This window comes from Sediminibacterium sp. (genome assembly GCF_051861365.1).
Taxonomy (GTDB): Bacteria; Bacteroidota; Bacteroidia; order Chitinophagales; family Chitinophagaceae; genus Sediminibacterium.
On sequence record NZ_JBHYCW010000039.1, the window covers coordinates 1 to 26,239 of the forward strand.

21 protein-coding genes are annotated in these 26,239 nt (G+C 40.0%); 9 read left to right on the forward strand and 12 right to left on the reverse strand.

The genetic code is table 11. The features are described 5' to 3' along the window. On the reverse strand, positions 1 to 750 hold a 750-nt coding region (locus tag ACTIEV_RS14045; protein WP_439516702.1), incomplete at its 3' end, for a phage integrase SAM-like domain and Arm DNA-binding domain-containing protein. Between the two features lie 274 nt (positions 751 to 1,024). Here ACTIEV_RS14045 and ACTIEV_RS14050 point away from each other — a divergent pair. Further along, positions 1,025 to 2,206: a DUF1624 domain-containing protein gene (locus tag ACTIEV_RS14050; protein WP_439516703.1), complete on the forward strand. Its 1,182-nt coding sequence runs from the start codon at positions 1,025 to 1,027 to the stop codon at positions 2,204 to 2,206. Positions 2,207 to 2,238: 32 nt separating this feature from the next. Here ACTIEV_RS14050 and mutS read toward each other — a convergent pair whose 3' ends face one another. After that, the gene (mutS, locus tag ACTIEV_RS14055; protein WP_439516704.1) at positions 2,239 to 4,866 is read right to left on the reverse strand and encodes a DNA mismatch repair protein MutS; all 2,628 of its coding nucleotides are present in this window, start codon (positions 4,864 to 4,866) and stop codon (positions 2,239 to 2,241) included. A gap of 171 nt (positions 4,867 to 5,037) precedes the next feature. Next, entirely contained in the window at positions 5,038 to 6,624 is a 1,587-nt protein-coding gene (locus ACTIEV_RS14060; RefSeq protein ID WP_322196325.1) for a M28 family metallopeptidase, read from the reverse strand. 148 nt (positions 6,625 to 6,772) lie between these two features. On the opposite strand from ACTIEV_RS14060, the gene ACTIEV_RS14065 reads away from it, so the two are divergent. The 5 genes from ACTIEV_RS14065 (at position 6,773) to ACTIEV_RS14085 (ending at position 10,540) form a co-directional block, all read left to right on the forward strand. Further along, the gene (locus tag ACTIEV_RS14065; RefSeq protein ID WP_322196326.1) at positions 6,773 to 7,300 is read left to right on the forward strand and encodes an RNA methyltransferase; all 528 of its coding nucleotides are present in this window, start codon (positions 6,773 to 6,775) and stop codon (positions 7,298 to 7,300) included. Positions 7,301 to 7,478: 178 nt separating this feature from the next. Then, positions 7,479 to 8,378, forward strand: a complete 900-nt coding sequence (locus ACTIEV_RS14070; protein ID WP_322196327.1) for a UbiA-like polyprenyltransferase — start codon at positions 7,479 to 7,481, stop codon at positions 8,376 to 8,378. Between the two features lie 88 nt (positions 8,379 to 8,466). Continuing rightward, positions 8,467 to 8,883: a Holliday junction resolvase RuvX gene (gene ruvX, locus ACTIEV_RS14075; protein WP_322196328.1), complete on the forward strand. Its 417-nt coding sequence runs from the start codon at positions 8,467 to 8,469 to the stop codon at positions 8,881 to 8,883. 149 nt (positions 8,884 to 9,032) lie between these two features. Then, positions 9,033 to 9,611, forward strand: coding sequence for a peptide deformylase (def, locus tag ACTIEV_RS14080; RefSeq protein ID WP_322196329.1), 579 nt, complete (start codon positions 9,033 to 9,035; stop codon positions 9,609 to 9,611). Beyond that, a complete protein-coding gene (locus ACTIEV_RS14085; protein WP_322196330.1) occupies positions 9,608 to 10,540 on the forward strand; it encodes a hypothetical protein in 933 nt (310 codons plus the stop codon). Before def ends, ACTIEV_RS14085 begins: the two co-directional genes overlap by 4 nt. Before the next feature lie 45 nt (positions 10,541 to 10,585). Here the strand turns inward: ACTIEV_RS14085 and ACTIEV_RS14090 are convergent, their stop codons facing one another. From ACTIEV_RS14090 to ACTIEV_RS14110, 5 genes are all read right to left on the reverse strand, one after another. Further along, entirely contained in the window at positions 10,586 to 11,590 is a 1,005-nt protein-coding gene (locus ACTIEV_RS14090) for a hypothetical protein (protein WP_322196331.1), read from the reverse strand. Positions 11,591 to 11,645: 55 nt separating this feature from the next. Further along, positions 11,646 to 13,199: a hypothetical protein gene (locus tag ACTIEV_RS14095; protein WP_322196332.1), complete on the reverse strand. Its 1,554-nt coding sequence runs from the start codon at positions 13,197 to 13,199 to the stop codon at positions 11,646 to 11,648. Between the two features lies 1 nt (position 13,200). Further along, a complete protein-coding gene (locus ACTIEV_RS14100; protein ID WP_322196333.1) occupies positions 13,201 to 13,737 on the reverse strand; it encodes an RNA polymerase sigma factor in 537 nt (178 codons plus the stop codon). Between the two features lie 227 nt (positions 13,738 to 13,964). Further along, positions 13,965 to 15,074, reverse strand: coding sequence for a carboxylate-amine ligase (locus ACTIEV_RS14105; RefSeq protein WP_250686026.1), 1,110 nt, complete (start codon positions 15,072 to 15,074; stop codon positions 13,965 to 13,967). Then, positions 15,074 to 16,027 (reverse strand): ATP-grasp domain-containing protein, encoded by a 954-nt coding sequence (locus ACTIEV_RS14110; protein WP_322196334.1) that lies wholly within the window; start codon positions 16,025 to 16,027, stop codon positions 15,074 to 15,076. The genes ACTIEV_RS14105 and ACTIEV_RS14110 overlap by 1 nt, the downstream gene beginning before the upstream one ends. Before the next feature lie 150 nt (positions 16,028 to 16,177). Between ACTIEV_RS14110 and ACTIEV_RS14115 the strand changes: the two genes are divergently transcribed. After that, positions 16,178 to 16,996 (forward strand): alpha/beta hydrolase, encoded by an 819-nt coding sequence (locus tag ACTIEV_RS14115; RefSeq protein ID WP_322196335.1) that lies wholly within the window; start codon positions 16,178 to 16,180, stop codon positions 16,994 to 16,996. 312 nt (positions 16,997 to 17,308) lie between these two features. Here the strand turns inward: ACTIEV_RS14115 and ACTIEV_RS14120 are convergent, their stop codons facing one another. After that, the gene (locus ACTIEV_RS14120) at positions 17,309 to 20,578 is read right to left on the reverse strand and encodes a TonB-dependent receptor (RefSeq protein WP_439516705.1); all 3,270 of its coding nucleotides are present in this window, start codon (positions 20,576 to 20,578) and stop codon (positions 17,309 to 17,311) included. Positions 20,579 to 20,809: 231 nt separating this feature from the next. On the opposite strand from ACTIEV_RS14120, the gene ACTIEV_RS14125 reads away from it, so the two are divergent. Further along, positions 20,810 to 22,027, forward strand: coding sequence for a bifunctional 3,4-dihydroxy-2-butanone-4-phosphate synthase/GTP cyclohydrolase II (locus tag ACTIEV_RS14125; protein WP_322196337.1), 1,218 nt, complete (start codon positions 20,810 to 20,812; stop codon positions 22,025 to 22,027). Positions 22,028 to 22,091: 64 nt separating this feature from the next. On the opposite strand, the gene ACTIEV_RS14130 is transcribed toward ACTIEV_RS14125, so the two are convergent. The 3 genes from ACTIEV_RS14130 to ACTIEV_RS14140 form a co-directional block, all read right to left on the reverse strand. Continuing rightward, positions 22,092 to 23,078, reverse strand: a complete 987-nt coding sequence (locus ACTIEV_RS14130) for a PhoH family protein (protein ID WP_439516706.1) — start codon at positions 23,076 to 23,078, stop codon at positions 22,092 to 22,094. 274 nt (positions 23,079 to 23,352) lie between these two features. Continuing rightward, positions 23,353 to 24,000 carry a ribulose-phosphate 3-epimerase gene (gene rpe / locus ACTIEV_RS14135; RefSeq protein WP_322196339.1) on the reverse strand — a complete coding sequence of 216 codons (648 nt, stop codon included), beginning with the start codon at positions 23,998 to 24,000 and terminating at the stop codon, positions 23,353 to 23,355. Between the two features lie 68 nt (positions 24,001 to 24,068). After that, positions 24,069 to 24,866 (reverse strand): tetratricopeptide repeat protein, encoded by a 798-nt coding sequence (locus ACTIEV_RS14140; protein ID WP_322196340.1) that lies wholly within the window; start codon positions 24,864 to 24,866, stop codon positions 24,069 to 24,071. Positions 24,867 to 25,023: 157 nt separating this feature from the next. Between ACTIEV_RS14140 and ACTIEV_RS14145 the strand changes: the two genes are divergently transcribed. Further along, positions 25,024 to 26,103, forward strand: coding sequence for a TolB family protein (locus ACTIEV_RS14145; protein ID WP_439516707.1), 1,080 nt, complete (start codon positions 25,024 to 25,026; stop codon positions 26,101 to 26,103). Positions 26,104 to 26,239 lie beyond the last annotated feature (136 nt).

Genomic DNA, 26,239 nt, shown 5'->3' on the forward strand with positions numbered 1-26,239 from the left:
TTCAAAGTTTAAAATTAACAAGCTTTTTCCCGTTAACTCTAACCAAGAATGGACAACTTTTTGGGGGAGCCTACAAATGAAAGGAATAATCTTCTTTTTCATTCTGTCTTTAAGGAATGATTTAAGGTGCTTAATAGTTTTTCCAATGCTATTTAGTTTAAGCCCTTTAACTTCCTCTAATTTTCGTGAGTGTGGTATTTCATAAATTAGGTAATCGACAAATTCCTCATAAAATGTCAGATCAAAGGAATCAAAAGTGATTATTTTATTGCGGTGTTCCTGAAAACTTAACAAGTGTTTTTTCATAGCCCCTATTACATTTATTGTACATCTTTTTACCCTTTCTTTTTTTGCTTTTATATACTCATCTATATGATAAAATACATCCATATTGTCCTGCACTTTTAACTGAGAAATAGATATTAGGGGTTCAAACTCCGAGTTGAATTTTTGCTTTAAAAACTTAGCAGGTGATATGTCGCTTTTAGAGACCGCATAGTTTATTAAATCTTCCGCTCGTCTCATTTTTTGAATAAGAAGATTTTCAAGGTCATTTGCATTACCAAAGTTTTCAGGTAATGTGGTACTGATGCGATTGTTTTTTCTGTTCCAGTATTCTGGCGGAATCGCAAGTCCCGTATCCACTAAAACCCTTTCTTCAGAGTTGCGACAATACTGTAAGAAGATTTTACTAGTGCCATCCCGGCGTACCCATTCTTTTTTGCAGATAGGTTTGATTGGTAGTATCATAATACATGGTTTTACTCTATTTTTTACTCTATTTCAGTTAGGGAAAGCCATGTGAAGTTCTGATTCAGATAACTAATAAAAAGTCTGTAAAATGATAAAAATCAATACATTATGTAAGATTGAGTAAGAACTTGTCAAGCTGTGTAAAGTGGTCCAGTTTGCCGTCCGGTCCGCAGAAAGTCTCAGCTATAAAAGCTGGGACTTTTTTGTTTCTATCGCTCCTCATACGGAAATTCCGTCCATATAATTCGTAACTTATTCCCAAATCTCTGCTATGCATTCCACCCTAACTGCAACCAAATGGAGAATATCATCCATTGATATCCTTCGCGGACTGGTTATGATCATCATGGCATTAGATCATGTAAGAGACTTCTTTCATATCTCTGCTATGACAGAAGACCCTACCAATCCCGCAACTACCACACCCATTTTATTCTTCACACGATGGATCACACATTACTGTGCACCGGTATTTGTTTTTTTATCGGGGACATCTGCATTTTTATCCGGACAAAAAAAGACCCAAAAAGAATTATCCTCCTTCCTTTTAAAACGGGGTCTGTTTTTGATCGTATTGGAAATTGTAGTGATTAATTTTTTAGTGGTGTTTGATCCTTTGTATCGATTCATTGGTCTACAAGTGATTTGGGTCATTGGAGTATCGATGGTACTACTCTCATTTCTGATCTATCTGCCATTACGTGCGTTGTTTATGATTGGAATAGCATTGGTGGTTGGACATAATATGCTGGATGGCTTTAACTATCGGAATATGGAAGACATTCCATTATGGTATGCATTCTTGCACCAGCAAATGTTTACGTCTTATGGTGAAGGCAGATTTTTTGCGGTATTGTATCCACTGATTCCCTGGCCGGGTATCATGTTGTTGGGTTATTGTATGGGTTCCTGGTATCTGAAGGAATTTGATGCAGCTAAAAGAAAAAAATTATTACTAGGGTGGGGTAGTGCTGCATTGATAGCTTTCTTCTTATTACGATGGATGAATGTGTATGGAGACCTGGTTCCTTGGACAACACAAAAAGATACTACTGCTACCATCATTTCCTTTTTCAATGTAACCAAGTATCCACCCTCATTGTTGTATTGCTGTATGACACTTGGGCCCGCTTTGTTGTTATTGATTTGGTTAGAAAAAGTAAAAGGTAAATGGTCTGAAATAGTGATGGTATATGGTCGTGTACCAATGTTTTATTACATACTGCATTTCTCTCTCATTCATATGCTCTGTGTGGTGGCATTCTTTGCTACCGGCAGACCATTGAGTGATGCAGCCAGCGGTAACTTTGCTTTCCGTCCGAATGATTTCGGGTTTTCTTTGCCGGTGGTGTATGTTATCTGGATAGGAGTGATCGCTATTTTATACCCGATATGCAAATGGTATAACCGTTATAAGAGCACGCATGATCAATGGTGGTTGGCGTATTTGTGAATTGTCAATTTCTATTCACAATTGACAATTCACTATTTCAGCAACCCCTTGATCTCATTTAGCTTCATCAAAGCTTCAACAGGAGTAAGGCGATTGATATCGATATCATTGAGCATCTTACGGATATCATCAAAAGTTTGTGAGTGCGCATCGAAGATGGAAAGCTGCATTTTGGGCGCGCTGAGTTCTTTGATGTTTTTTTCCAGACGCTCTTTTTTAGAAGCGGATGCATGAGAATCTTCATCTACATGTTTTTCTTCCAGCTGGGCTAAAATTTCATTGGCTCTTTGTATCAATTCAGGAGGCATACCCGCCATCTTGGCTACATGAATACCAAAGCTATGTGTGCTACCACCTGCAGCCAGTTTACGCAAGAAAATGATCTTATTACCTACCTCTTTATTGGTGACATGAAAATTCTTAACACGCGGTAACTTCTGTTCCAATTCATTCAGTTCATGGTAGTGTGTTGCGAATAATGTTTTGGGGGCATGTTTCGATGCATGCAAATACTCAACAATACTCCACGCAATTGAAATACCATCATAGGTGGAAGTTCCTCTGCCAATTTCATCTAACAGAACCAGACTTCGTGTTGAAATATTATTGATGATACTCGCCGTTTCATTCATTTCAACCATGAAAGTAGATTCACCTCCACTCAAATTATCACTGGCACCTACACGCGTAAATATCTTGTCTGTTAAAGGAATTTGAGCCGATGATGCAGGTACAAAACTTCCCATATGCGCCATTAAGGTAATAAGCGCTGTTTGCCTAAGTATGGCACTCTTACCACTCATATTCGGACCGGTAAGAATAATGACTTGTTGCGATTCAGGATCCAGCAGTATATCGTTGGCAATATAGTGTTCACCTGGAGGTAAATTTCTTTCGATCACAGGATGACGACTGTCTTTTAGTTCCAGTGCGTGTCCATCGTGTACTTCCGGTTTTTTGTATTGGTATTGTAAAGCATTCTCAGCAAAGCAAGTCAAACAATCAATTTGCGCCAGTAATTGTGCATTGATTTGAATAGCTGCAATAAAAGGTTGAAGCGATTGTAACAATTGATCATAGAGTTCTAATTCAATCGCCAATATTTTATCTTCTGCGCCGGTAATTTTTTCTTCGTATTCTTTTAATTCCGGTGTGATGTATCGCTCAGCATTTGCAAGTGTTTGTTTGCGTATCCAATCAGCGGGTACTTTGTTTTTATGTGAATTGGTAACTTCCAGATAGTAACCAAATACATTGTTGAAACTGATCTTCAAGGAACTGATGCCTGTTTTCTCCGCTTCTCTTTGCTGAATATTGATCAGGAACTCTTTCCCACCACTGGCAATATTGCGTAAAGTATCTAGCTCTGTGTGGATACCTGCACGAAATACTTCTCCTTTATTGGCAGCTACGGGTGGCTGATCGGTGAGTGAGGTCGTAATTCTTTCTACCAGTTCTGTACAGGGATTCATCGCCATACCTGCATCTTTCAACAATGGGTCGGTAGAGGTAAAACAAAGTTCTTTGATGGCATTGACTTGTTCCAATCCGCGAGCAAGTTGCAATACTTCTCTCGGATTGATTTTTTTAGCGGGTACCTTACTCACCAATCTTTCCAGATCACCGCATGATTTGATTGCTTGTATGAGTTGTTTTCTGGCTTCGGTATGTAGCAACAGATACTCAACCGTATTCAATCGTTCATGGATCCTTTGCTGATCTTTTAGTGGGAAGATCAACCAGCGACGTAACAATCGGGCACCCATCGGACTCGCCGTGTTATCCATCACTTTCAATAAGTGGTTGCCTTGTTCAGTACCGGTACCAATAAGTTCAAGATTACGAATGGTGAAACGATCCATCCATAAAAAATCATCTTTTTCAATTCTTTGAATCGAGTTGATGTGTTGAATATTGGGATGTTCAGTTTCTTTCAGGTAGTAAAGGATAGCGCCCGCTGCTACCAATCCTTTTGATAGATGTTCAACACCAAATCCCTTAAGGGTATGTGTTTGAAAATGTTTGAGTAAACTTTCCGTAGCAAAAGCCTCATCAAAGATCCAGCTTTCCATGGTGTAGGTATAGAACCGGTTACCATGACTTTCTTTGAAAGTTTTCTGGTATTGTCTTTGGAAGATGACTTCCGCAGGTTTCAAACCTTGTAACAGGTTATCGATGTATTCAGTATTGCCTTCTGCTATCAAAAATTCGCCCGTGGAAATATCTAAAAAGGCAATACCACTTTCTGTTTCAGTAAAATGCACGGCGGCAAGAAAATTATTGCTGCCTTGTTCTAACAATTTATCATTGGTGGCAACACCGGGTGTTACCATTTCAGTAACGCCCCTTTTCACGATACCTTTTACAGTCTTAGGGTCTTCCAGTTGATCGCATACTGCTACACGATGACCCGCTTTCACCAATTTGTGTAAATACGTATCCAATGCATGATGTGGGAAACCGGCGAGTTCACTGGAGGCTGCAGCTCCATTATTTCTTTTAGTAAGAGTGATCCCCAAAACCCGGGAAGCGATAATAGCATCCTCTCCAAAAGTTTCATAAAAATCACCGACACGGAACAGCAAAACAGCATCCGGATATTTTTGCTTAATTGCCCGATGCTGCTGCATTAAAGGAGTATCTGCCGATGATTTAGCCATGGGGGCAAATATAGAATTTGTCCAGAGGACTCCTGTGGAGAAAATGAGTTAATTTGTCCAAAGGACTCCGATGGGAGAAAATTTGAAAATGAAAATGCCTTTTTGCTTTGCAAAAAGGCATTTTCATGCTGTTGTATTTTCAAATTTTCATCTCGCCTCAGGCGAGACAAATTAATTCCTAGGTTTCGGCATCGGTTTACGTGGCAATTTAGCGTCACGCTGAGCTGTGTTATACGCGAACGCCGCTACGATCGTTGCGATTTGTTTGAGATCATCTGCAATCAGGTGATCATATACATCCATATTGCTATGATGGGTACGGGTATCATATTCAATTGGGTCTTGTATGAACTGGAAACCGGGTAATCCTACCGCATCAAAAGCCTGGTGGTCTGTGCCACCCGTGTTGCTGATGGTAACAGTAGCAGCACCCAAATCCTTGAATGGCTCCAACCAAGCGCTGAAAATATCTTTACAATCGACATTGCCTTGTAAATAAATACCACGGATCTTGCCGGTGCCATTATCGATATTATAGTAGGCAGAGAATTTTTCATGTTGAGCAAGTGGCTGCATATTGGCAGGGTCTGCAAAAGTCTTTTTTACATACCCTCTAGAACCCAGCAAACCTTGTTCTTCACCACTCCATAAACCAATGCGAATGGTTCTGCGGGGTTGTACACCCAATGCTTTTAAAATGCGCATCGCTTCCATCATCACTGCAGAGCCGGAAGCATTATCAGTAGCACCTGTACCCGCCTGCCATGAATCTAGGTGAGCACCAATCATAACGATCTCATCTTTTAATTGAGGATCGGTACCCGGAATTTCAGCAATCACATTATAACCTTGCAGGTCTTTGGTTTGGAATTTTGTTTTTACATCTACATCCATTTTCACAGCTGTGCCTGATTTAGCCAAACGTAGAATGGTATTGTAATCTTCAATACCCAATGCCATATCTAAAAAGTTTTCAGGGTCTGTTCCTTTATACGCTCCACCACCTTGTGCGAAGATGGTACCATCATGGTTGCGAGTACCGCTAGTGATCATAGCAATAGCGCCCTCACTCTTAGCCATGGCTTTCAATAAATTCATAGCACGCTGACTGTTTTGACGGGCAGCCATTTGTTCCCGGAATATGCGCATTTGAGCTGTATCGCCACCTTGGGGTGCACCGCCACGTCCACCTGCAGCGGTTGGAGCAGCCGCAGCCATTTTAGCCAACTCTTCATCGGTGAAACGAATCGCATCTGCCTTGAAACTATGTTTGTAATCAATCAACTGATCTGGAATGATGATCTTATTTTTCAATTGTCCGCGATAGGCTTCCAGAGATGCTGAATCTTTCAATTGGATCACCAATATCTCGCCATTTTTTAAACCACGTGTTCCGGCCGTCCAGGTTTTGGGCCATGCCATGATGGGTTTATAATAGGGGGCGGTCATGGCTACATAAGATTTTTCCAGTTCCCATCCTTTTCCAAATTCACCCCAAGGATCGAGTTGTGCATTGGAAACTCCCCAACTGGTCAATGCTTCTTTTGCATAGTTGGCGGCACGCATATAGCCTGCGGAGTTGGTGAGACGATTACCACTTTTGTCTGTGAGGTTGAATGCTATATCCATAACCTGTGAACGCTTCAATCCCTCTTCACGGATTTTTTGCATCATCGACAAATCAACTTTCTCCTGTGCAAACACTGCCACAGGTAAACTCAATGCCAAAAGCCAGGCATAACGGGTTGTTTTTCTCATAATGGTTGGTTTTAGGTATGTTGGTCGATAGTCCATGGTCCATAGTTGATAATCCATTGACTATGGACTATCGACCATGGACCAAAATAACCAATCCCTTCAAATCTTCCTCCCACATTATTTGAATGGTTGAGTTTACCTTTGCGGCATGCGAAAATTGAGCATGGATGAGTTGGGTAGAAAATCGGTGTCTGATTTTAAGGAAGCAGATAAACACCGATTGATACTGGTATTGGATAATATCCGGAGTATGCATAATGTGGGAAGTGTGTTTAGATCTGCCGATGCTTTTCTGGTGGAGGGAATATGTTTGTGTGGCTATACGCCACAACCCCCACATCGCGACATCCATAAAACCGCATTAGGAGCAACTGAAACGGTGGATTGGATGTACTTTCCCACCACATTGGAAGCAGTAGAGCAGCTAAAGTCAAAAGGGTATAAAATATTCGCACTCGAACAAGCAGAAGGAAGTACTTCATTAGAACAATTCAATGCCAATGAACATTTACCTGCCGCAATTGTTTTAGGCAATGAAGTAGAAGGAGTAGACACAGCAGTACTACAACATTGTGACGGATGTATTGAAATTCCACAGTTTGGAATGAAACATTCACTCAATGTATCGGTAGCAACGGGGATTGTATTGTGGGAAGCGGTGAGGGGAACGATGTAAGAAAGCCAATGGTGTATAGCTTATTGCTCATAGATGGAATCGTTTTTTCTATAAGCAATGAACCATCAGCTATAAACCAAAAGCATATGATTTCTTTCTAGTCCCTTTTCTCTTATCCTTGTAACCTGTACCTTCCTTGTCCCTTGTTCCTTCGATCTTGATACTTTAATTTTTTTATATGGTTCGCATAAAAAACTACTTGAGTCTTGTCAAATTTTCCCATACCATTTTCGCGATGCCATTTGCGATGATTGGGTTGTTTTTGGGGGGCACTTATGGCGATCCAGTGTATAATAGCTATTTGCAGAATCAGTTGGTTGGTTATTGGCATCCTTTTGTGGTAACCGCTCTTTTAGTTGTTATTTGCATGGTCACAGCCAGAAGTGCTGCAATGGCTTTTAACCGCTATCTCGATCGCTCTTTTGATGCTAAAAATCCACGTACCGCTATTCGTGAAATACCCAAGGGAATCATATCTCCCGAAAGTGCTTTACGCTTTGTGATACTGAATAGTATTTTGTTTGTTGCAGCCACCTGGTTCATCAATCCCCTTTGTTTTTATTTATCACCGGTGGCTTTGTTTGTGATATTATTTTACAGCTATACCAAACGATTCACAATGTTATGTCACCTCGTGCTGGGTTTGGGGTTGGCACTGGCTCCTATTGGTGCATATTTGGCTGTAACAGGGATGTTTGATCTGTTGCCTATTTTATTTTCTCTGTCTGTTATTTTCTGGGTTAGTGGATTTGATATTATTTATGCTATGCAAGACGTAGATTTTGATCAATCGCAACAATTGCACTCTATACCGGCATCCTTGGGTAAGGAAAGAGCCTTGCAGTTATCCAATGTATTACATTTCATCAGCGCAGCCTGTATCATTGTAGCAGGTATCTATGGAGCGTTTCATTGGATCTATTGGATAGGTACGGCAGTGTTTTGTGGAATGCTGATCTATCAACATTCCATCGTTACACCCAACGATCTCAGCCGGGTCAACATCGCTTTCATGACCGCCAATGGCATTGCCAGTGTAGTGTTTGGGGTATTGGTGATTGCTGCGATGTTTTTGTAGTAGTCCATAGACCATGGACTATGGACCATGGACTTTTCCTAATTTCGCATCTATTCTCCGGCTAACATAATCCGGAACGACTAGCTTCATGGCAAGAATTCTTTGTATTGATTATGGAGGGAAAAGAACCGGGCTGGCAGTGACCGATCCTTTACAGATCATTGCCAGTGCACTGACAACGATTGATACCAAAGAACTGTTTCTTTTTTTGAAAAAATATATGCAGTCTGAACCTGTTGAATTGATATTGATTGGTGAGCCACTTGGATTGGATGATCAACCTACTCATGCTACCCCTTTGGTAAAAGCCGCTATCCAAAGATTAAAAAAAGAGTTTCCTCAAATACCGATTGAAACAGTGGATGAGCGCTACACTTCCAAAATGGCTTCCCGTGCCATGATTGATATGGGAATGAAGAAAAAAGATAGACAAATCAAGGGTAATGTAGACCAAATTGCTGCTACGATGATGCTGCAGGAGTATTTGGAGAAAAATCAAAAGTAAAAAATCAAAATTCAAAATCTTGGTTAGGGGGTATCGAATAAAGGTTTTTTGACTTTTGACTTTTGAATTTTCACTTTCTCTTATCCATGCCCATTTGCTGGTTGCCCAAATTCGGGGTATTTTCGCCGATTAATAATACTGAACAATCAATGATACTTCCAATTGTAGCCTATGGGGCACAGGTTTTAAGGAAAAAAGGAGTGGAAATCAATGCGAATTATCCCGGATTAGAAAAGCTAATTGCCGATATGTGGGAAACCATGTATGCGAGTAATGGGGTGGGATTAGCCGCTCCCCAGATCAATAAGGATATTCGTTTGTTTGTGGTGGATAGCACCCAAATATTTGAACATATGGAAGCAGAGGATAAAGGGAAGTATCCTGATGAACCCGGTATTAAAAAAGTATTTATCAATGCACAGATCCGTTCCTTGGGCGGAGAAGAATGGCCTTATAATGAAGGCTGTTTGAGTATTCCCAATATTCGAGAAGATGTGAAGCGCAAGGAGGAAGTGGAACTGGAATACATGGATGAACAGTTTCAATTGCAGGTAGAAACATTCAAAGGTATTACTGCTCGTGTAATTCTGCATGAATACGATCATATAGAAGGTAAACTCTTTATCGATTACCTGAAACCCCTTCGACGCAAAATGTTACAAGGCAAACTAAACGATATCAGTAAGGGAAAGTCTCGCGTTGATTATAAAATGATCGTATTAAAATGAGGCGATTCCTATATTCAATACTGTTTTTATTTTTTACCCAAACAACTTTTGCGCAGGACACTACTGTGCGCATAGACAATCAGTCTTTTACATTGGCGGAAGTAGTAGTTCGGAATAATTTTGATTACAGAAGATTATTGAATCAAATCAAAGAAGACACTACTTTTTACAAAGCATTTCGTAACCTGCGAATCTTAGGATTTACTTCTTTCAATGATATCAAAATGCTGAACCGAAAGGGCGGAGTAGCAGCATCTCTATACAGTAAGACCAGGCAAAATAGATCCAATGGTTGTAGAACCATGGATGTACTGGAAGAGAAAACAACCGGTGATTTTTATGATCGAAAAGGTGAGTATAATTATGAAACACCTGAATTATATGCAGGTTTGTTTTTTACCAAAGGAACGATTTGTGGAGAAGATAATATCGTAAAAGGGCGAACAAGAAATGTGAGCAATAAGAAAGGGATGGAAAAACATAAAGAACAATTGAAAATGTTGTTCTTTAATCCCGGTAAGAAAATACCCGGTATTCCTTTGATTGGGAATAAACTCGATCTATATGATGATGATGCACATAAATTGTATGATTATAGATTAGATCTGGAAGAATATAAAGGACAATTGTGTTATGTTTTTTCTATCACACCTAAAGAAAATCTTGGCTTCCTTAAAAATGACAGGATCGTAGTAGATCAAATGACTACATGGTTCGATCAAAAGACCTTGGAGGTACTCGGAAGAAATTATTCATTGAGCTATAAAGCACTAGTGTATGATTTCGATGTTCAGATGGAAGTGGAAATGGGTAAGTTTGAAGGATTAACTGTTCCTAAAATACTTCGTTATAAAGGCAACTGGGATATTGCTTTCAAGAAAAGAGAAAGAGCAGTATTCACCGCCACGCTATTTGATTTTAAAAAATAAGGACTGCATCATGCAGTCCTTATTTTTTAAAATCAATCCCCACTATTATAAATTCTCGATAACAGTAAGTATGTCTGCCAGACTTTTCTTTTGAGGTTCAATTTTATAGGTGTTCATGGTGCCAACATCATTGATTTCACGGATACCCAAATAGAGGTCTGTACCAAGTCTGGAGAATGAAAGTATTTTAATTTTGGCACCTCTAGGGATCTGAGATGCTGTAAATGCTTTTGATCTGGCATCAGGAGATAGTTTCACCACAATTTTCTGATCTGCAAATACTGCGTACACAACAGTATTCTTATTTGTGAAGTTTTGTGGGAAGTAAGTAAAGATATTGGTATGCAAAAGGGTACTATCAATATACCGCTGTGCACCTGTCCATCTAAGCTGAGTAGTTCTAAGTTCATACCCTTTTAAGATATTGCCCAAAGAATCAGTTTTCTGCCAGGTTCTGATATGGCTGGTATCTGTATGTCTTACCCATGTATGCGCAGTATCGATACCATTGGAAATAAATGGAATGGTTTCTTTTGCATGAAATACCTGCATGTTATTTTTCGGATCTTCTGAATCACGGAATCGTATAGTGATAGATGCATTCGGTGCAAGCTTTAATTCTTGTCCGTTTCTGGAGATCCTAATAAAAAAGCCACCCGCAGTTTCCAATAAATATTTACCGGCCGTAGTAGGCTTAAAAAATTTGATATAATCACCCTTTTTCTTCAGTCGGAAAAACTCAATTTTTACTTTCCCTGTAGCAATTGAACCATTATTATCCGTACATGCACCGGCAGGGATCATCAGTTCTATTTCATCTTTTAATGTGAGGGTATCTCCGGTACTACAATCAAAAGAATCAATGATCAAATCAGGAAAAAATTGTCTGGCCAGTTCATGAATAGGAGCGGTGCTGGGTGTGGTAGCCGTCCATACAGTATCATTTCGCGGATCACCGGCATAGACAATGAAATTATCCGATAACTCTTTCTGACAGGAAGTCAAAAAGAAGAAAAGGATGGTTCCAAGGATGATGCTATTCTTTTTCATACTACGAAATGTGATACAATGATTAGATACTATTTTATTCCGTTTTGTTGCCTGCTTATTTTCTATTTAAATTATATCGCAACCCTATCGACAATCCACCCAAACTAAATCTTTGCTTGAAAGATGATTGTTCACTGGTGATACCCGATAAGTTATACCTGAAATAAGGTTCAAAAAACAATTGAGTGTCTTCTCCTAGTTTTTTCAATACGCTAAAACCTCCGTACAAGCCCAGTCCGATATTGTTTTTATAAATGCTGGTACTGCCTTTGGTAATGGGTACTGCAGACATACTGCTGTCAAGAATTACTCCCTGGTACCAAGAAGATATATTGAATACAACACCTGCATTTACACCAAATTGTAAGTTGTCGTTTCCAAACTGATAACCTAGTGTAACCGGTATATCAAAACTGCGATAACGGTTTCGGATAGTGTTATTTTTAAAACCGGTTTGCTGAACCGTACTGGTATCAGTTATTCTGAGTGTGTCACCCGGACCACGAATAATCGTTCTCACAGAAATAACGGTAGTAGTTCTTACTTCATTTTCAGTTCTGTAAGTAAATTTTTCATTGATCTGTGTATACTGTACACCTGCTTTCACCAAAAAGTTATCTGTGATGGGTTTGATGAGTCTTACTCCGGCTGAATAACCCAATCGCATAGATTCGCTGCTGTCTTTTCTTTGTAAATACTGTGGTGTAGCGGAAATATTTTCAATGGATTTAAATGCTAATTCAGGAGCTGCATATACTTCAACAAACCAATCGGTATTACCGCTTTTGAAGGGTGGACATACAATTACGTTCTTGAATTTTTTAGCATATGCACTATTGATCTGATCTTTTTGTAGACCACTTAAACTGTAATGTAATCTGCTTAATGATACGATATTGCCTTCTTCCAATTTACTGTTAAATGTTAATGGATAAGATAATGATAGTTGTTCAAGCGAAAGATCTTGATCAGTTGAAATGGATGGTGTAATTGTGTTAGAAGATGGTATCGACTGACGGGTACTGTTTTTTATAAAAGATGGAGAAGCCTCGATATAAGTTGGGTCTAGTTTTCTGTTTGTATTTTTTGCTGCAACTTCATTAGCAATAAAATTTGCTTCATCTTGTTTAGAGGAAGCGTTTACAGAACTGCTGGTAGAATTTTTTTCAGTCGTTGTTTTATCTGATGAACTAAGTGTAAGGGTTTGAATAACTTCATCAGATTTACTTTCATCATTCTTGTTGTTATTATTGGTTAGATTGTCTTCTTGTCCTTGCTGATCCTGAGTAAAGTTTTGTTGAGATGATTCTGAAGTTTTAGGTGATGGATGATTGGCTTCTGTTGCCGAAATAGCAGAACTAACCGTCTGTGCCGAAGAAACGGTTGATTCCTGCGATGAAAAGGTATTGCTGAAAATCAGGTATCCGGTAGTGGAACCGATCAATAACAAGAGTGCCAATCCCCAACGGTATTTTTTGGGAAGAAGGAAACCTCCTTTACGGTCATCATCTTTAGCGGGGTTCACTTTATCCCATAATCCGGCCGGCACAGGGGCACTATGATCATGGAGTTTAGCCCTGATGAAATTATCAAATTGGTTATCTGTCATGTTATACAGCAATTTTTTGCAATTGTAAGATTTGTTGTTGCAGCATTTTCCTAGCTTTCACCAATTGGCTACGGCTGGTCCCTGCTTGTATATTGAGCATTTCTGCGATTTCTTCATGGCTATATCCCTCAATCACATTCAGGTTGAATACGATCCGATATCCATCCGGTAATTGATTGATCAGTTTCATCAGGTCTTCTTCTCCCAAATGTGCGTAAGCGCCCGGATCTACCTGAGGAGCATGTTGGCTATGATCATCAATATCCTTAAACTTCATCTTTTTTCTTTCCAGATGTCGGATAGCCGTATTCACCACAATACGTCTGATCCAGCCTTCAAATGAACCTTCAAACTTGAATTGACCGATATATTGAAAAACTTTAATGAAAGCATCCTGGATCATGTCTTCTGCTTCCATGGCGTCATTGGCGTATCTTAGACATACGCTCATCATCTTACCGGCATACTTGTCAAAAAGCATGCGCTGGCAACTGTTATCCTGCCTGATACAGCCTCTAATCAGATCATGTTCTGTCACCTGCGGGGTAGTTTAGTGGGTTGACGTCACTACATAGATACCATTTTATGTTCAATTGTTGCCTGTCTTGCGGTTTCTATGGTAAAATAGACAAAAGCCCTGAGAATAGGGGTAGCAAGGGGAAAATTAACAGAACCGTTGAAAGGTAGTTCGGGTTGACAGTTGTTAGTTGACAGAAAAGCCAGTTTCTCTACCAGTCAACTGTCAACTAACAACTGTCAACTAACTCATACTCTCAAAAACTGATCCTGAATATAATCCACTACTTCTATCAGGTTCTGATTTTTATTGAAGACCGCTAACTGTCTGTCTGCACCGGTTCCTTGTTGGAAGATCGTATGAACATAGTTGAGAATATGTCTGCTACCGAGTTCGTCTACCACATCGTCTACAAAATCCAATAATTCGAGGATCAGGGCTTTGGTTTCTACTTCGGTTTCTTTCCCAAAATCAATCAGGGTACCATCAATACCATACCTGCTGGCCCTCCATTTATTTTCATTGATTACAGAGCGTTGGTACATCATAAAGCTGAGGTTTTGTGTTCTCAGTTTATAGATTTTGGCACATATAGCCTGAAATAGCGCTGCAATGGTGATCGTTTCATTGATGGTCATCGGCACATCACAGATCCTAAATTCTACGGTATTAAAAAACGGATGTACACGTAAATCCCACCATATCTTTTTGGCATTGTCGATACAGTTCGTTTTGATCAATAGGTTCACATAACTTTCATACGATTCAATATTCTCGAAATAATCCGGGATACCTGTTCTCGGAAATTTGTCAAAGACCTTGGTACGAAATGATTTATAACCGGTTTGTCTTCCTTCCCAAAAAGGTGAATTGGTACTCAATGCATACACATGGGGAAGAAAATAGCGGGCTGTATTGGCAATATGGATAGCCATTCTTCTGTCTTCCATACCCACATGCACATGCAAACCAAAAATGAGGTTACTTCTAGCCGCCTCTTGCAATTCGTTCACGATCTGATTATAACGAACATGATCGGTGATCAACTGGTTTTCCCAATGACTAAAAGGGTGTGTACCGGATGCGCCAACCCATAATCCCAATTCACCCGCAATGGCAGCAATAGTGCCCCTGAGCGCGGCTACATCTTTAAAAGCTTCATCTATATCGGCACAGATATCTGTTCCCACTTCCACCACTGCTTGATGCATTTCAGCTTTTACTTTGTCTTTCAGGATTTTTTGTCCTTCCAGTACTATTTTTTGTTCATGGCTCTTGAGTTCTCTTGTCAGCGGATCCAATACCATGTATTCTTCTTCCACGCCTAAGGTAAAATGCGCATACTTCCTGTTTCCCATCAGATCAGTTTTTGTTTGGCACTACTACGTTTAATATATTCTCCCCAAGTGAGGTTGTCGGCACCATCAACTTGCGACTGAGCTTTTTCAATGGCATAATTAGCGGCAGTTTCCACTACCCAGTCAAAATTTTCTTGTCCCACACTTTTGATATCCGCATCCGGCGCCGGATTACAGAAATCAATTGCATAAGGAACGCCATCACGAAGTGCTAATTCTACGGTGTTGAAATCATATCCAAGATATCTGTTGATGCGCAATACAATGTCTTCCATCTGAGCCAGTCTTTCTGACGAAGGCTTGAAATCGGCCACATATCTCAAATGATGAGGATTACGTGGCTCATAAGGCATGATACGTACATGCTTCCCTCCGATGCAATAGCAGCGATAATATTCATCGAAAATAATTTCTTCCTGTAAAAGCATGACCAACTCTCCGGTTTCACTGTGTTTTTCAAAGAAATCTTCCATGCTGGTGAGCTTATATACATTCTTCCAACCACCACCTGCAAAAGGTTTCATATAAGCAGGAAAGCCAACATAATTAAAAATTCCTTCCCAATCGAGTGGATAAGCCAGGTTACTAAATGACTGATCCGAAGTATCAGCCGGAAGATCTCTGGATGGTAAGATCACTGTTTTCGGAACCGGTACATTGATTTTAGTGGCCAGACAGTTATTGAAAAATTTTTCATCGGCACTCCACCAAAAAGGATTGTTGATGACCGCTGTGCCACAGAGGGCAGCATTTTTCAGGAAAGCACGATAGAAAGGAACATCCTGACTAATCCTATCAATGATAACGGCATAACCACTGGTTTCACCCTGCATCACCTTATCGATCCGTACAGGTTCGGCCATGATGCCGGGAATATTTTTACTGTTGATTCTTTCCACAAAAGCCATGGGAAAACTTCGTTCTTGCCCAAACAAAATGCCGATCTTTTTCATAATACAGTAGTTTAGAATTGAGGTCTGTTTAATTTGTCCCATCAATTTAATCAGAATTTTCGGAAAAAAAATTCTTCTCTACAGGATTTTCATGGTTGGGTCTGAATTAGTTTCTGACTTTATTTTCATTCATTCCTTTATTTTTGAAATATGGCTGAAACCCCCTCTGAAATATCCTTTACATCCATTCAAGTAACACGACATACGGTTCATTCTGAGTTTTTGGAAAGAGAAGTTTTGATCGATCTGTATTTGCCGGTGGAATCCTTACGAAAAGAGCCATTGAGTTTATTGTTGATCAATGATGGACAAGACCTTCCTAAAATGCCTTTTGATGAACTATTGGATCAATTGATCACTGATGGAGAGATTCAACCTTTGATTGCGGTGGGTATTCATTGTGGCGAGGATCGGAAAATGGAATATGGAACTGCTTATGCGGCCGATTTTAAAGGTAGGGGGGCGAAGGCGGGTTTGTATACCAAGTTTGTTTTTGACGAATTACTGCCCTTTATCAGAAAAATTTCTTTGATGCAATCTTTCAAGGACAAATCATTTGCAGGTTTTTCATTGGGTGCATTGAGTGCGATGGATATTGTGTGGAATCACCCCAGTGAGTTCAACCGAATTGGGGTATTCAGTGGATCATTATGGTGGAGAAGAAAAGGATATGAAGACGGTTATGAAGATGAAAAAGACCGCCTCATGCATTTACAAATTCGAAAGGGTGGTTTTTATCCCTGGATCCGCACATTTATTCAATGCGGACAATTGGACGAAGCCGAAGACAGGAATAAAAACGGGATCATTGATAGCATTGATGATGCTTTAGATCTCATCATTGAAATGAAAGCCAAAGGCTATACTGATGAACATATTCATTATTTGGAAATGGAAGACGGTAAACATGATGTTCCTACTTGGGCACGTGCTTTACCCTTGTTTTTGAAGTGGGGCTGGGGCGTGTAGTCCATAGTTGATAGTCCATGGCTTATGGCGTATAGTAGGAATTTAGGATAGCTCATTACTGGCAATTACGGCGAATAATACTTTTCATTTTACAATTAACTATTTGCCATGAACTATAAGCTATGGTCTATAGCGTATGGGTCATGGCGTATGGTAGGAAGTTGGGATAGCTAATTACAGAGAATAGCACTTTTCATTTTACAATCAACTATTCGCTATGAACAATAAGCCATGGACCATAGACTATGGACCAAAAAAAGCCGCTACTCAAAAAGTAGCGGCTCTCTGTATTTCAAAACGCTGTAACCAGCATTAAAAGTTAAATCTCAGACCTAGCTGACTGATCCATCTTGCAGCATAAGCAGCATTTGTGGTGGTGCTTACATTCCAAGGGCTACGTCCAACCAATGTTGGGTTGAATCTGTATTGTGGAGTCAGGTTGGTAGCGGCATTTACATAACCGGCAAACTGTATCAACTGGAAGTTGTCGTTTTGCTGGAAGTAAGTACGACCCCAGTTTCTGTTCAGCATATTACCAAAGTTAAATACATCGTAAGTTAACTGGAACTGGTAACGTCTGTTACCCACTTTGATATTGAAATCCTGAGCAATCTTTAAATCGATAATGTTGGTGAAAGGTAAACGGCTACCGTTTCTTTCAGCAAATTTACCACGATTCTCTCTCAGGTATTTATTGCTTTGAATATATGCTTCCAAAGCAGCTCTTTGCTGATCCTGTGTGTAAGTAACACCACTTACAGTATTGTTCAAGAAGATCATGGTAGATAGATCACCTGAAGTTGGGATATAGATCAGGTCGTTTGTACCATTGGTACCATCATCACGAACCATTGATCCCACACCGTATACATAACTAAGTGGGTTACCGGACTGACCAGTGTATACCAATGTAACGGTAGTAGCCAGTTTCTTATTGGCATATTCAAATTTCTTGCTCAGGTAAGCAAAAATTCTGTGACCTGCACTGAAATCTGAATTAGATCTGGTGATAAAGTTTCTACCATTTACAGTTTCCATGAATCTCCACTGGCTCAAGTTAACAGAGCTGGTACCATCATTTACAGTAGTAGAATTACCAAAAGTATAGCTCAGATCAAAAGCGAAACCTGTACGAGTTCTCTTACTTGCTGACACTGTAAAGTTGTATGCATAACCTGTAGGGCCTTTATTATTGCTTAACAAGATCGCATTATCGTAAGGGTTAGATCCATCTGAATTCAAAGGAATACGACCATTGTTAGTGGTTGGATATACGTTACGGCTACCGGCACCCAAAGAAGTACCAACAGGAGGTAACAAGTTAATATTGGTATAATAGATCTCATTCAGGTTTTTACTAAAGATTCCTTCCAGAGAGCCAGACCATCCATCACCAAACTTTTTATCAAAAGCAATGGAAGTTCTAAACAACTTAGGAACTTTAAATTCAGCAGCAGTTAAGTTCAAAGGCCCTTTTGTAATACCTGCACCTACTTCAGCTGGGGTCCACTGGTTGTTTGGATCAGGTCTGAAACGAATAGTATTCAACTGAGTAGCATTCGCAGAATAACCTCCAATAAAAATACCATTGTTATTAAATATTGCACCTGGCCATACCAGCGGAATACGTCCTGTAAAAAGACCCATACCACCACGGATCACTAGGTTTTCTTCAGGGATTTTATAAGTGAAGCCAACTCTCGGTGATAAAGCCAAAGGAATTTTAGGCGTTAAACCTGAACGTGCTCCTTGAAGATCGTAGTACTGTGAGAATCTCGGAATGGCAACAGTATTGGTATAATTGTCTTCCCAAGGTTTGCTGAGAATTTTATAATAATCAGCCCTTAAGCCCAAGCTAACGGTTAAATTATCAGAAGCTCTGATTTCATCATTTGCAAACAATGAACCTTTCGCAATTTTGAATTTAGCTGCAGCATCAGTAGCATCACCTTTACCTGCGTCAATGTTAGAGAAACCATAAGTATAAGCCTGAGGTCTTGCATTAGTTAAGAAGTCATTCAAATTGGAATAAGTATAGTTTCCAAAGTTGTTTTGAATGAAGGCATTGTACACATCATTGTATTCATAATCAACACCCACTTTCAAAGCATGTTTACCTAAAGTGAATTTGAACTCATCATATAAAGACCAGTTCTTCTGAGTCAAAAGGTTTACTGTAGAACTGTTGTCCGGGCCAAATACCAATGCACCAGATCCATCATTGATACGAACACGAGGAAATTTCTGACCAATTGGGTCACGATCATCCAATACATCCGTGAAAGTGATCAATAATTTATTGCTTGAACTTTTACCTACCAAGCTCTTCAATTCAGCAGAAGTTGAATTGGTTCTGGTAGGGAAACGGAATCCATTGTTATAGAAGTTGATGGTTCCGCTTGAACTTGAGCTGGTATTTAAACGTTCACCTTTTGTATAACGGTTACTTACAGACAATTTATGTCTATCACTGATATTCCAGTCAATACGAGCAGTGATACGATCAGCATTTACTTCTTCAGTATTATCTAAGAATCCACCAGGCTCATAACCAAAATTAGTTCTAAGCGTGTTTGCTAGCGCTGTAACTGCAGCTAAATTGCTATTACCTGCATATTGACTAAAATCAAAAGGTTGAGGGCGAACATCGCGCTGAAGGTCAACATTGATAAAGTAGAACAATTTGTTCTTAGTGATGGCGCCACCAACACGGAAACCATAGGTTTTCTTGGTGAAATTATTCAAACGCGTAGCATTCTGCTTCAATCCTGTAGGTGTTTTGCCAGCCAGTTTTTCATTCTGTAAGAAATAGTAAACAGATCCTTCTGTCTTATTGGTACCTGAACGAGTAATGGCATTGATACCACCACCTACGAAGTTACCCAAAGAGGCATCGAAAGGAGAAATCACTACCTGGAACTGGTCAATCGCATCTATTGAAATAGGAGCGATGGCTGCCTGGCCACCATTGGTACCTGAAGCAGATAAACCAAATACGTCATTGTTTACAGCACCGTCAACATAGAAAGAGTTGTAACGGTTATTTTGACCGGCAATTGTTACGGCTCCTTCACTAGCACCCAGTTTAGCCTGAGGTACCGCGCGGAGGTAGTCATAAATATTACGACCTACGGTAGGCAGGTTCGCCATTTTATCACGACCAATTAAAGTCTCAGCACCACCTTTACCGGAAGCTTCTGTAGTCTTACGAGTAGAAGAAACGGTTACTTCACCTAGATTGCCGGCTTTATTAGCCATTGCAAAGTCTAACTTGAATGATTCACCCAAACTCAGGTAAATCTCAGTTTTCTTCTCATTCGCAAAGTTCACGAACGATACTTCTACTGAATATGGACCACCGGGGTTCATATTATTGATGTTAAAACGACCACCTGTACGGCTTTGTACACGATAAACGGTACCGGTAGGCTCATGGGTTGCTGTTACGGTTGCACCAACCAGGTCTTCACCGGTAGTTGTCTTCACAGTACCACTCATACTACTGGTGGTATTCTGTGCAAGTGTGAAAGCCGGCATGAGTAAAACCGCAATTACAAATTGCAAGAGTCTTTTACTTAGCATAATGTTAATTTTTCAGCTGCAAAGAAAACAAATAATTAGCTATGAATTTCAACAGAATGTTAACAAAATATTGCCTCAACCGGCTATTGCTGTTATTCCTCGATTCTTGTTCAATTTTTTGACCCTTTTCGGCTTTTTATGCTTAATAATGCGGGTTTTTGGAACGAAAAATAATCTGCATTCCCAAATAGGTAAACCGTTTTGAGCATTGAACTGTAATTTTGTCTGACAATGGAAAATATTAGACTGAATACGATAGAAGAAGCCATTCAAGATATCCGAGACGGTAAAATGATCATAGTGGTGGATGATGAAGACAGAGAAAATGAAGGGGATTTTATCATTGCTGCCCGACACGCTACCCCTGAAATCATCAATTTTATGAGTAAGGAAGGTCGCGGATTGATCTGTGCCGCTCTTACGGAAGAACGTTGTAAAGAGTTGGAACTCAGTCCGATGGTGAGTTCTAATACCTCTTTACATGAAACCGCTTTCACGGTTTCAGTGGATTTAATCGGGCAAGGCACTACCACGGGTATATCTGCACATGATCGATCCAAAACCATTTTGGCGCTTATTCATCCTGATACTAAGCCTGCTGATTTAGGCAGACCCGGACATATTTTTCCGCTCAGAGCCAAAGATGGAGGCGTTTTGCGCAGAACCGGGCATACGGAAGCAACGGTAGATCTTGCCAGACTTGCGGGTTTTGAACCTGCGGGTGTTTTGGTAGAAGTGATGAATGAAGATGGTACCATGGCGAGGCTGCCACAACTTATGGTCATTGCGCAAAAGTTTGGTTTAAAGATCATTTCTATCAAAGACCTGATCGACTATCGTTTGAAGCGCGATTCTTTGATTGAAGAATTGGTGAGAGTGGATATGCCTACCAAACATGGTGAGTTTAAACTCGTAGCGTTCAAAGAAAAAATAACGGGTGCCGAACACTTGGCTTTAATAAAAGGAGAGTGGAGTCATGATGAAGCGGTATTAACAAGGGTGCATAGCAGCTGTTTTACGGGCGATATTCTGGGAAGTTTCCGCTGTGATTGTGGCGAGCAATTGCAGAAAGCCATGAAAATGGTGGAAGCAGAAGGGAAGGGAGTGATTCTCTACATGAATCAAGAAGGAAGAGGCATTGGATTGATCAATAAACTTAAAGCCTATAAACTGCAGGAAGAAGGAATGGATACTGTGGAAGCCAACTTACACCTGGGTTTTGGGATGGATGAAAGAGATTATGGTGTAGGAGCGCAAATACTACGTTCATTGGGTGTTACCAAACTCAAACTCATGAGTAATAATCCGAGAAAAAGAGCGGGTTTAAAAGGATATGGCCTCGAAATCGTAGATATCGTTCCAATTGAAGTAGCTCCCAATCCTCACAATGAAAAATACCTGAAGACTAAGAGAGATAAATTGGGACATGAGATTTTGGAAGATCTTTGATTTCTTGATTTGAAATAATCCTTTTCATTAAATCAAGAAATCAAAGATCAAAAAATCAAAGATCCTATCTTCTTCCCTGCTGGTACTCCTGTTCTTCCTTCTCGTGTTCTTTGTCGTACGCCTTAATGATGGCTTTTACCAGTTTGTGACGTACTACATCTTCCTCGTTCAATTCAATATGAGCAATACCTTCAATTTGTTTTAAGATACGCGTTGCTTTGTCTAAACCACTTCTCATATTTCTTGGAAGATCAACCTGAGTTGGATCACCTGTGATGATGGCTTTCGCATTTGCACCGATACGTGTCAGGAACATTTTCAATTGGAGGTCATTCGTATTCTGTGCTTCATCCAAAATGATGAAAGCATTGTCTAGCGTACGTCCACGCATATATGCAAGAGGAGCGATTTCGATTGTTCGGGTACTCATGTAGTAACCCAACTTATCCGCAGGAATCATATCATCCAATGCATCATACAATGGGCGCAGATAGGGATCGATCTTTTCTTTCAAATCGCCCGGTAAGAAACCCAAACTTTCCCCGGCTTCTACAGCAGGTCTTGTCAAAATGATTTTCTTCACCAGTTTATTCTTCAATGCACGCACTGCTAAAGCTACTGCGGTATACGTTTTACCGGTACCTGCCGGTCCAATGGCAAAAACGATATCGTTTTTATCAGCAGCCTGTACCATCTTTTTCTGATTCTGTGTTCTGGCTCTCACCGTTTTACCGTTCGGACCAAACACCAATATATCATTGGGATTCCTGTCAACAAAATTGTCTACTGTCTCTGCATCATCGCCACCCAGAATCTGTTCAAAATAATTTTCACTGAGATGACCATTTCTTTCGAGGTACTGAATAATGAGGTCAATTTTTTCTTTTGCTGATTCAATCTGTTCCGGAGCCCCGCTTAGTTTAATTTGTGTCCCGCGGGAAAGGATCTTTAATAATGGGAATTTCTTTTTCAGCAAATCTAACTTACCGTTGTTTACACCAAAGAACTCAATGGGGTTTACGGTTTCGAGGTTAATGATTGTTTCTGTCAATCTGTTACTGTTTTAGGTTCACGGATCATTTTATACTTAACCAAACCATCCTTCTCAAATTTAATTTTTAAAGTAGCACAATTCCTAATACATATTATACACAGATGTGGATAGGTTGGTTGATTAAAGTTCGTGAATTGCCTTATGCGGGTGTGTGAAGATTGGGTTAAGGATTGAATTGTAGTTGACAGTTGTTAGTTGACAGTTGATAGGAGAGCCATTCACTTCTTTCTGTCAACTGTCAACTAACAACTGTCAACTCACTCTACAACGCCTACAACGCCTTCAAAGCCGCAATCGTACCAATCGGATCTTCTGAGCGAAAAACAGTATTACCTGCAACCAGTACATCGGCACCTGCGTCTAGAATAGACTTGGCATTTTGCAGTGTTACACCGCCGTCTATTTCGATATGGGTATGTAAGTTTCTTTCTTGAATCATTTGTTTCAACTGACGAATCTTTACCAATGTATGAGGTATGAATTGTTGTCCGCCAAAACCCGGATTCACACTCATCAAACAAACCAGATCAATATCCTGTAGTATATCTGCTAATACCTGAACAGGTGTATGAGGATTCAATGCCACACCTGTTCTCATGCCCAATGATTTGATCTGTTGTAAGTTTCTATGTAAATGCGTGCATGCTTCGTAGTGTACAGTTAAAATATCAGCTCCGGCTTTCTTAAATGCTTCAGCATATTTCTCTGGTTCAACGATCATTAAATGTACATCGCAGATCTTGGTAGTGGCTTTTCTGATATGTTCTATTACGGGTAATCCAAAACTGATATTAGGAACAAAAGAACCATCCATTACATCCAAATGAAACCAGTCGGCCTGACTTTCATTCAACATCTCGCAATCTTTCTGCAGATTCAAAAAATTAGCACTTAATAAGGATGGGGCAATAATTGGCATACGACTGATTTATGGCGCGAAATTGCGATTTTATGTTGTAAGTATCCTTTTTTTAATACACATATTTGTTAACCTGCTCCCAGTCTTTGTAAAGCTTCTTTTGCTTCTTGGATAGACGGGTCTAAAACCAACGCACGCTGGTATTCTTGAATGGCACTAGGCTTATCAGCCTTTTGTTCATAAGTTTTACCCAGCCAATAAAAAGCATCAGCATAAGTTGGACGAATTTCAATGGCCTGATTGAAGATAGCAATGGCTTTGTTGGGTTGTTGGGTATCGTAATATACGAACCCCTTTTCCATATAGGCTTCCATATACTGATAATCATTGCTGATACAGCGGTCAAACGATGTTAAAGCTTTTACCAGTTCTCCGGTTCTGGCATAATAAACACCTTTGATAAAACTACAATGCGCGAGGTATTCTCTGCCCAATCTTAATTGCTCTACTTGGTCACATAAAATCAGGGCTTTGTTATCCTTTTTTTCAGCATAAAGATTTGCCATACTTAACAACACATCCGGAGATGGGTAGATACGTGCAGCTTTATCATAAGAGCGTAACGCCAGGATGGTATCACCCGCTTTTTCACTCAACTGCGCTTTATGAAACCAAATGCCATAGTTAACACTATCTCTTACGATCAATGAATCCATCTGCGCTAAAGCTAAATCCAGCGAACCAAGGCTATCCAATACATTCACCAACTGAATACGTAAGGCAGTGCTATCGGGATAGGTAACCACTTCATTGTATAATTGTTGTGCAGCTTCAGGAATGAGAAGAGACTGATGGGTAACAGACTTCTCTTTTTGTTGACATCCGAAAAGTATGATGAAAAAAACAGGGATGAAATATCGCTTCATGGATCAAAATTACTGAAGCATCTGCTTTTTATGAGATCATTACCAACCTATTCCACCAAAACTGCGTTAAAACCGATTATCCTTGGATGAGGCAGGTGACAATTCTTTGACAATTGACGGTCTGTCTATCCGTTAATTTTGCAACTTATTTATTCATATGAAAATTACATCTATTCTTTTTTCTTTGTTCAGTTTGACTGCTGTATCTGTTACTGCACAAGGCACTGTTAATGATACGGTTCACTTCGAAGGTGAAAAGCATTTTAAGAATGTACAGCAATTGACTTTTGGTGGCGATAATGCGGAAGCTTATTGGAGTTATGATGGTAAATACATCATATTCCAAAAGACCTATGCAAAAGAAGGTATCAATTGTGATCAGATATTTATTGGTAAAGTGCCCACCCGGCCCGGAGAAAAATTTCAGCCTAAGCTGGTGAGTACCGGAAAGGGTAGAACCACTTGCGCCTATTTCTTACCTGATGGTAAACATATCATCTATGCATCCACACATTTAGGCAGCAGTGATTGTCCACCCACACCTGATCGTGCGAAATATGGCAATCGCTATATCTGGCCATTGTACAGCAGCTACGATATTTTCATGGCAGATACCAGTGGTAAAATTGTAAAACAACTCACCACCGCTAAAGGATATGATGCCGAAGCAACACTTTCTCCTGATGGAAAAAAGATGATCTATTGCAGCGATAAAGATGGAGACTTGGAATTGTATGTAATGGATCTCGCTACTGGAACAGAAAAACGCATCACCAATATGTTAGGCTATGATGGAGGTGCGTGGTTTAGTCCGGATGGAAAGAAAATTGTTTGGAGAGCTAGTCGTCCGAAAACAGAAACAGAGATTAAAGAATACAAAGAATTGTTAGCGGAAGGTATGGTAGCCCCCACCAATATGGAAGTTTGGGTAGCCAATGCAGATGGAAGCGATGCAAAACAAATCACAAGTCTTGGACAAGCCAATTGGGCACCTAATTTCACTCCGGATAGTAAGCGTATTGTTTTCTGTAGTAATCATGAATACAAAAGAGGGTTCCCCTTCAATATGTATCTCACAGATATCAACGGAAAAGGCCTAGAGAAGATCAGCCGTGACAAAGGATTCGATGCATTCCCGATGTTCAGTCCAAACGGCAAGAAAATTATTTTTGCCTCGAACAGAAATAATGGCGGAACAAGAGACACCAATTTGTTTATTGCTGATTGGGTAGAGTAGGGGTAGCTTATGGCTTATGGTTCATAGCGTATAGCTGATAGTCATAGTAGTGCACTATCTCTTGTCCGTATATAAAAAAGGTTGACCAAAAAAGGAGGTCAACGTTATGAAAAAGGGCAAGAAAATCGCACCGAAA

Excerpts from the sequence above, each read along its gene's own strand:
- ACTIEV_RS14120 (WP_439516705.1), bottom strand. The coding sequence starts at position 20,578 with ATGCTAAGTAAAAGACTCTTGCAATTTGTAATTGCGGTTTTACTCATG.
- ACTIEV_RS14125 (WP_322196337.1), top strand. The coding sequence starts at position 20,810 with ATGGAAAATATTAGACTGAATACGATAGAAGAAGCCATTCAAGATATC.
- rpe (WP_322196339.1), bottom strand. The coding sequence starts at position 24,000 with ATGCCAATTATTGCCCCATCCTTATTAAGTGCTAATTTTTTGAATCTG.
- ACTIEV_RS14090 (WP_322196331.1), bottom strand. The coding sequence starts at position 11,590 with ATGAAAAAGAATAGCATCATCCTTGGAACCATCCTTTTCTTCTTTTTG.
- ACTIEV_RS14085 (WP_322196330.1), top strand. The coding sequence starts at position 9,608 with ATGAGGCGATTCCTATATTCAATACTGTTTTTATTTTTTACCCAAACA.
- ACTIEV_RS14105 (WP_250686026.1), bottom strand. The coding sequence starts at position 15,074 with ATGGGAAACAGGAAGTATGCGCATTTTACCTTAGGCGTGGAAGAAGAA.
- ACTIEV_RS14050 (WP_439516703.1), top strand. The coding sequence starts at position 1,025 with ATGCATTCCACCCTAACTGCAACCAAATGGAGAATATCATCCATTGAT.
- ACTIEV_RS14095 (WP_322196332.1), bottom strand. The coding sequence starts at position 13,199 with ATGACAGATAACCAATTTGATAATTTCATCAGGGCTAAACTCCATGAT.
- ruvX (WP_322196328.1), top strand. The coding sequence starts at position 8,467 with ATGGCAAGAATTCTTTGTATTGATTATGGAGGGAAAAGAACCGGGCTG.
- ACTIEV_RS14065 (WP_322196326.1), top strand. The coding sequence starts at position 6,773 with ATGCGAAAATTGAGCATGGATGAGTTGGGTAGAAAATCGGTGTCTGAT.
- ACTIEV_RS14145 (WP_439516707.1), top strand. The coding sequence starts at position 25,024 with ATGAAAATTACATCTATTCTTTTTTCTTTGTTCAGTTTGACTGCTGTA.
- mutS (WP_439516704.1), bottom strand. The coding sequence starts at position 4,866 with ATGGCTAAATCATCGGCAGATACTCCTTTAATGCAGCAGCATCGGGCA.
- ACTIEV_RS14070 (WP_322196327.1), top strand. The coding sequence starts at position 7,479 with ATGGTTCGCATAAAAAACTACTTGAGTCTTGTCAAATTTTCCCATACC.
- def (WP_322196329.1), top strand. The coding sequence starts at position 9,033 with ATGATACTTCCAATTGTAGCCTATGGGGCACAGGTTTTAAGGAAAAAA.
- ACTIEV_RS14140 (WP_322196340.1), bottom strand. The coding sequence starts at position 24,866 with ATGAAGCGATATTTCATCCCTGTTTTTTTCATCATACTTTTCGGATGT.
- ACTIEV_RS14060 (WP_322196325.1), bottom strand. The coding sequence starts at position 6,624 with ATGAGAAAAACAACCCGTTATGCCTGGCTTTTGGCATTGAGTTTACCT.
- ACTIEV_RS14115 (WP_322196335.1), top strand. The coding sequence starts at position 16,178 with ATGGCTGAAACCCCCTCTGAAATATCCTTTACATCCATTCAAGTAACA.
- ACTIEV_RS14110 (WP_322196334.1), bottom strand. The coding sequence starts at position 16,027 with ATGAAAAAGATCGGCATTTTGTTTGGGCAAGAACGAAGTTTTCCCATG.